General features: G+C 68.2%; 6 protein-coding genes. All 6 read left to right on the forward strand.

Annotated features, from left to right (window positions below; all coding sequences use genetic code 11):
* The first annotated feature begins 450 nt into the window (after positions 1-450).
* The 6 genes from lgt to QK444_RS30405 all read left to right on the forward strand — a co-directional run bounded on the left by lgt (position 451) and on the right by QK444_RS30405 (position 6,479).
* Entirely contained in the window at positions 451-1,845 is a 1,395-nt protein-coding gene (gene lgt, locus QK444_RS30380) for a prolipoprotein diacylglyceryl transferase (protein WP_282785545.1), read from the forward strand.
* 39 nt (positions 1,846-1,884) lie between these two features.
* Positions 1,885-2,376, forward strand: a complete 492-nt coding sequence (locus tag QK444_RS30385) for a TM2 domain-containing protein (protein WP_282785546.1) — start codon at positions 1,885-1,887, stop codon at positions 2,374-2,376.
* Between the two features lie 206 nt (positions 2,377-2,582).
* Positions 2,583-3,338 carry an amino acid ABC transporter substrate-binding protein gene (locus tag QK444_RS30390; protein WP_282785547.1) on the forward strand — a complete coding sequence of 252 codons (756 nt, stop codon included), beginning with the start codon at positions 2,583-2,585 and terminating at the stop codon, positions 3,336-3,338.
* A 14-nt stretch (positions 3,339-3,352) separates the two neighbouring features.
* Entirely contained in the window at positions 3,353-4,021 is a 669-nt protein-coding gene (locus tag QK444_RS30395; RefSeq protein WP_029929080.1) for an amino acid ABC transporter permease, read from the forward strand.
* 120 nt (positions 4,022-4,141) lie between these two features.
* Positions 4,142-5,566, forward strand: coding sequence for a pyruvate kinase (pyk, locus tag QK444_RS30400; RefSeq protein WP_172544850.1), 1,425 nt, complete (start codon positions 4,142-4,144; stop codon positions 5,564-5,566).
* 1 nt (position 5,567) lies between these two features.
* Positions 5,568-6,479 carry an acyl-CoA thioesterase II gene (locus tag QK444_RS30405; protein ID WP_244961812.1) on the forward strand — a complete coding sequence of 304 codons (912 nt, stop codon included), beginning with the start codon at positions 5,568-5,570 and terminating at the stop codon, positions 6,477-6,479.
* Positions 6,480-6,548 lie beyond the last annotated feature (69 nt).

The following is a 6,548-nucleotide window of genomic DNA, read 5'->3' on the forward strand; positions in this document are numbered from 1 at the left end:
ACTGAGGTGCGGCGGCCAGCGCGACTGAGGTGCGGCGGCCAGCGCGACTGAGGTGCGGCGGCCAGCGCGACTGAGGTGCGGCGGTTCCAGGGCCTTCTCATCCCGCGCCGGTTGTCGGGGTAGCCGTGGCGGTGCCCGCGAGTCCGGCGGTGATCGCGAGAGATCGCCCGCGCCACATCCGGACCTCCCGCGACCGTCGCACCCGTTCGTCGGGTGGGATTTCGCCGCTTGCGCTTCCACGCTCAACGCCCGCGCTACGACCGGGTACGCGGTTCATCGGGGCTCTCCGGATTCCGCATGGGCGGCTCCGGCCGTGCGGATCATCCGGCCGTTCGAGCCGTTCGATCCGCGTGCGGTGGGCGGGCGGATGCGGCGGTGCGCGGCGTGCCGAGTCGGCGGGGCGTGCCCGCGTTCCGTGCGTGGCGGGCCGCTTCCGCTACGGTTGGGGCCGTGACCTATCGAGTCCTGGCTGACAGTGTCCTGTCCGGCAGTGCCGCCGACGTCCTGGCCTATATTCCCTCACCGCCGCGCGGTGTCTGGGATATCGGGCCGTTCCCGCTGCGTGCCTACGCGCTGTGCATCATCATCGGCATCGTCGCGGCCATCTGGCTCGGCGAGAAGCGGTGGCTGCGGCGTGGGGGAGAGGGCGGCACGGTCCTCGATGTGGCCATGTTCGCGGTGCCGTTCGGCCTCGTCGGCGGGCGGCTCTATCACGTGGCCACCGATTGGCAGAAGTACTTCGGGGAGAACGCCACGGGCGACTGGTGGGCGATCTGGGAGGGCGGCCTCGGGATCTGGGGTGCGGTGCTGCTCGGCGGCGTCGGCGCGTGGATCGCCTGTCGCGTCTATCGAATCTCCTTGCCCGCCTTCGGCGATGCCATCGCACCCGGCATTCTGCTGGCACAGGCCATCGGCCGCTTCGGCAACTGGTTCAACCAGGAGCTCTACGGCCGGGAGACCACGGTCCCGTGGGGCCTGGAGATCTACCTGCGCTTCGATTCCAACGGCCAGCTCGACATGATGGACGGCGTCTCCACCGGCGTGGTGGAGAAGGTCGTGCACCCCACCTTCCTCTACGAGATGGTGTGGAATCTGCTCGGCGTGGCCGCACTTCTCTACCTGGACAAGAAGTTCCGCATCGGCCACGGCCGCCTGTTCGCGCTCTACGTGGCGGTCTACTGCTTCGGCCGCTTCTGGGTGGAGCTGCTGCGTGACGACGAGGCCACCCACATCGCGGGCATCCGCGTCAACTCCTTCACCTCTGCCATCGTATTCCTCTGTGCGATAGCGTATTTCGTGCTGGCGACCAAGGGGCGCGAAACGGCCGAGCAGCTGCGCTCCAAGGACGACCGCCCGTGGCCGTGGCAGCTGTCGAAGCTGCGCGCCTACGGCGCGGCCGGGGCCGCCACCGCGGCGACGGCCACGGCGGCCGGTGATGCCGCCGAGGGTGACAGCGCCGAGGACGACCGCGTGCCGCTGACCAAGGGCACGGCGCCCGAGACCGAGGCGGCCGCGGACGCCGAAGCTACGGACGGGCGGCAGCCCACCGGCGAGGGGGCCACGGATAAGAAGGAGTCCACGGAGAAGGAGTCCACGGAGAAGGAGTCCACGGAGAAGGAGCCCGCGGAGAAGGAGCCCGCGGACAAGGAGCCCGCGGACAAGGAACCCACGGACACGGAACCCGCGGAGAAGGCGTCCGGCTCGGGGTCCACGGAAGCCGACGACAACGAAACCGACCCCGCGGACGATAACCCGTCCGAGACCGCCGAGCCCGAATCCCCGGCAACCCGGCCCGAGCAGACCGACCCCGCCAAGCCCGGCGACACGGACGACACCAAGTCCTGACCGCCCGCGCGGTATCGCAGTATCGATGAGGAGAACACCGTGACCGATCCCTATCAGCAGCAGCCCGGCCAAGGGCCGCAGTACGGTGCGCCGGGCACCGGTCCGGATCTGGGCAAGAGCGCCGATCCGTACGCCCAGCCGCACCAGCAGCAGCCCTACGGCCAGTCGCAGCCGCAATATCCGCAGCCCGGTTACGGTCAGCCCGGTTTCGCGCAGCCGGGATACGGTCAGCCCGGCGGTTACCCGCCCGCGCAGTTCGGTCCGGGCGTCGATCCCGAAGCGCCGTTCGGCCGCGATATCTACGGCACCCCGCTGTCGGACAAGCAGAAGCTCATCGCGGGCCTGCTGCAGATCTTCCTGGGTGGTTTCGGCATCGGCCGCTTCTATCTGGGCTACAACCAGATCGCCGTCTGGCAGATCGTGGTCACCGTGCTCACCTGCGGTATCGGCAGCATCTGGGGCCTGATCGACGGCATACTCATCCTGATCGGCAAGGTGCCCGACCCCTACGGTCGTCCCCTGCGCGACTGATTCGTACGCGACTGATTCCACGGGACACGCGCCCCGGGCGGGCGGCATCGAACGCCGATGCCGCCCGCCCATCGTTATCATCTGCTCGTCGATCGCACCAGGTTTGCGCGCGCGGCAATCGTTGAGGTCCCGGACGGTCGGTTCCCGGCGTACCCTGTACCGGTTGTCTGTCGCGTGGCCTGTCCACGCTCGAGGAGAGGTTCACCGTGCGCCGTAAGTTGTTCGCCGCCGTACTCGCCATCGTCGCCGCCGCCGGGCTCACCGCCTGCGGTGGCAACGACGACGACCCGAACGTGCTGAAGGTCGGCACCGAGGGCACCTACTCCCCGTTCAGCTACCAACAGAACGGCGAACTCACCGGCTACGACGTCGAGGTCATCACCGCCGTCGCCGACAAGCTCGGCCGCTCCGTCGAATTCGTGCAGACCCCCTGGGACGCCATCTTCGCGGGCCTGGAATCCAAGCGCTTCGATCTGGTCGCCAACCAGGTGACCGCGAGCCCCGCCCGCGCCGAGAAGTACGCGCTGTCGCAGCCCTACACCGTCTCCGAGGGTGTCATCGTCACCCGCCAGGACACCACCGACATCGCCTCCCTCGCCGATCTGAACGGCAAGGTCTGCGCGCAGTCGACCACCTCCAACTGGTCGAAGGTGGCCGGTGACGCGGGCTGCAAGGTCGAGGGCGTGGAGGGCTTCGTGCAGGCCATCCAGTTGCTCAACACCCGCCGCGTGGACGCCACCGTCAACGACTCCCTGGCCGTGGCCGAGTACACCAAGCAGCACAGCACCAACGAGGTGCGGGTCGCGGGCAAGACCGGTGAGGTCTCCCAGCAGGTGTTCGCCGCCCGCAAGGATTCCCAGGAGCTCATCGACCAGGTGAATCAGGCCCTGGCGGAGTTGCGGGCCGACGGCACCCTGGCGCGGATCTCCGAGAAGTACTTCGGCGTCGACGTCTCCGAGTAGACGCCGCACCGAAGATGGATGCCGCCACCTGGGATCTCATTCGGCAGAACCTCTGGCCCATGCTGGAGGCCACCGTCACCAAGACGCTGCCGCTGACCGCCATCAGCTTCGTCATCGGGCTGGTGCTCGCGCTGTTCGTGGCGCTGGCGCGGATGTCGCCGGTCCGGCTGCTGTCCGCGCCGGCCCGGTTCTACATCTCGATCATTCGCGGGACGCCGCTGCTGGTGCAGCTGTTCATCGTGTTCTACGCGCTGCCCCAGCTGGATATCGTGATCGACCCGTTCCCGGCGGCGGTCATCGCGTTCAGCCTCAATGTGGGCGGGTACGCCGCCGAGGTGATCCGCGCGGCCATCCTGTCGGTGGCGCACGGGCAGTGGGAGGCGTCGTACGCGGTCGGCATGACCTATCCGCAGGCGCTGCGGATGATCATCCTGCCGCAGGCCGCCCGCATCGCGGTGCCGCCGCTGTCCAACACTCTCATCTCGCTGGTGAAGGACACCTCGCTGGCATCGACCATCCTGGTGACCGAACTGCTGCGCACCGCCCAGCTGGCGGCGGCCCCGACCTTCGACTTCTTCGCCCTCTACGGCGTGGCCGCGGTCTACTACTGGGTCATCTGCCTGATCCTCGGATTCGCGCAGTCCGGACTGGAGACTCGTCTAGCGCGTCACGTCGCTCGCTGAGGGGTTGCTGGGCATTCCTCCAAGCGTGACGTGCGCCACGCTCGCTGTTCACCCGGCCGCCGCCCACTGTTGCGGTGTGCCCGGTGAGCGGGAGTGTGTGGGCAGGTCTAGGGTTGACGTGTGATGCGACGGACGAAAATTGTATGCACGCTCGGACCGGCGGTGTCGTCCGAGGAAAGGATTCGGGAACTCGTCGAGAGCGGAATGGATGTGGCGCGGCTGAACTTCAGCCACGGCGAGCACTCCGATCACGCCGAGAACTACAAGAAGGTGCGTCAGGCCAGCGACGATCTGGGCCGCGCGGTAGGTATTCTCGCCGATCTCCAGGGACCGAAGATCCGCCTCGGCCGGTTCGAAGGAGACGGGAAGACCTTCTGGGCGACCGGCGAGGTCGTCCGCATCACGGTCGACGATGTGGTGGGCACCCACGACCGGGTGTCGACCACCTACAAGGAACTGGCCGCGGACGCCAAGTCGGGCGACCGGCTGCTGGTCGACGACGGCAAGGTCGGGCTGACCGTGGACCACGTCGAGGGTAACGACGTGGTGTGCCGGGTGACCGAGGGCGGCCCGGTCTCCAACAACAAGGGCGTCTCGCTGCCGGGGATGGACGTCTCCGTCCCGGCGCTGTCCGAGAAGGACATCGACGACCTGGAATTCGCCCTCAAGCTGGGCGTGGACTTCATCGCGCTGTCCTTCGTGCGCTCGCCCTCGGATGTGGAGCTGGTGCACGACGTGATGGATCGCGTCGGCCGCCGCGTTCCGGTGATCGGCAAGCTGGAGAAGCCCGAGGCCATCGACAATCTCGAGGCCATCGTGCTCGCCTTCGACGCCATCATGGTGGCGCGCGGCGATCTGGGCGTGGAGCTGCCGCTCGAGCAGGTGCCGCTGGTGCAGAAACGGGCCATCCAGATGGCGCGCGAGAACGCCAAGCCGGTCATCGTGGCGACCCAGATGCTGGAGTCGATGATCTCCAATTCCCGGCCCACCCGCGCCGAGGCCTCCGATGTTGCCAATGCGGTGCTGGACGGTGCGGACGCGGTCATGCTCTCCGGTGAGACCTCCGTCGGCGCGTACCCGATCGAGGCCGTGCGCACCATGGCCCGCATCGTGCACGCGGTCGAGGGCGAGACCTCCAGCCGGGTGCCGCCGCTGACGCATGTGCCCCGCACCAAGCGCGGCGTCATCTCCTACGCCGCCCGCGATATCGGCGAGCGGCTCAATGCCAAGGCCCTGGTCGCCTTCACGCAGTCCGGTGACACGGTGCGCCGCCTGGCCCGCCTGCACACCCCGCTGCCGCTGCTGGCCTTCACCCCGCAGCCGGAGATCCGCAGCCAGCTGGCATTGACCTGGGGCACCGAAACCTTCATCGTGCCGCGGGTGGCCGATACCGACGAGATGATCCATCAGGTCGATCACGCGCTGCTGTCCATCGGGCGGTACAAGAAGGGCGATCTGGTGGTCATCGTGGCGGGTTCGCCGCCGGGAACCGTGGGCTCCACCAATATGATTCACGTTCACCGTATCGGCGAGGAGGATCACTGAGGTGAGTGCGTCACTGGGCGAGGAGATCGCGGAGCCGGGAGCGCTGTCCCGGGCCGCCGATCTGGAAGTGCTGCTGGAGCTGCTCGACCTCGAAGAGGCCGGGCCGGACATCTTCATCGGCCACCATCCGGAGAAGGTGTGGAGCCGCACCTTCGGCGGGCAGCTGGTCTCGCAGGCGATCATCGCCGCGGGCCGCACCGTTGGACCCGAACGCCCGGTGCACGCCGTCAACGCGCATTTCGTGCGCGGCGGCGATCCCAAGAAGCCGATCGAGTACCGGGTGGACCGCCACCGCGACGGGCGCGCCTTCGCCAACCGGACGGTGACCGCCTTCCAGGACGATCAGGAACTGTTCGTCATGCTGGCGGCTTTCCAGGACTGGGGCAAGGGCCTCGAGCACGGGGTGCCGCTGCCCGAGGTGCCCGATCCGGAGGGACTGCCGCGGATCGAGGAGACCTTCGCCGGACTCGAGGACCGGCTGGAGATGTTCGTCAACGCACCGCATCCCATCGATATGCGGTACACGAACGATCCGGCCTGGATCCTCAAGGGCACGGGGGAGAAGCTCAACCACAATCGGGTGTGGATGCGCACCGACGGGGCGCTACCCGACGATCCGCTGATTCACGTTGCGGCGCTGGCGTATTCGTCGGACACCACGGTGCTGGACTCGATCATCACCACGCACGGCCTGTCCTGGGGGCTGGACCGCATCATCGCGGCGACGGTGAACCACTCCATCTGGTTCCACCGTCCCTTCCGCTTCGACGACTGGGCGCTGTACGCCACGGAATCGCCGGTGGCCGCCGGATCGCGCGGGCTGGCGCGTGGGCACTTCTATTCGCGCGCCGGTGAACTGCTGGCCAGTACGGTGCAGGAGGGCGTGATCCGCCACTTCCCGGCGCGTCGCTGAGCCGCACGCCGACATGGCTTCGGGGCGGTCACCACCCGGGGAGGCCCCCGCGGGGCTCAGCGCCCACCA

The sequence above is a fragment of the Nocardia sp. CC201C genome (assembly GCF_030010695.1).
GTDB lineage: Bacteria > Actinomycetota > Actinomycetes > Mycobacteriales > Mycobacteriaceae > Nocardia > Nocardia otitidiscaviarum.

Bases quoted from the DNA above. Each gene is read 5' to 3' on its own strand.
- QK444_RS30395 (WP_029929080.1), top strand. From the start codon at position 3,353: ATGGATGCCGCCACCTGGGATCTCATTCGGCAGAACCTCTGGCCCATG.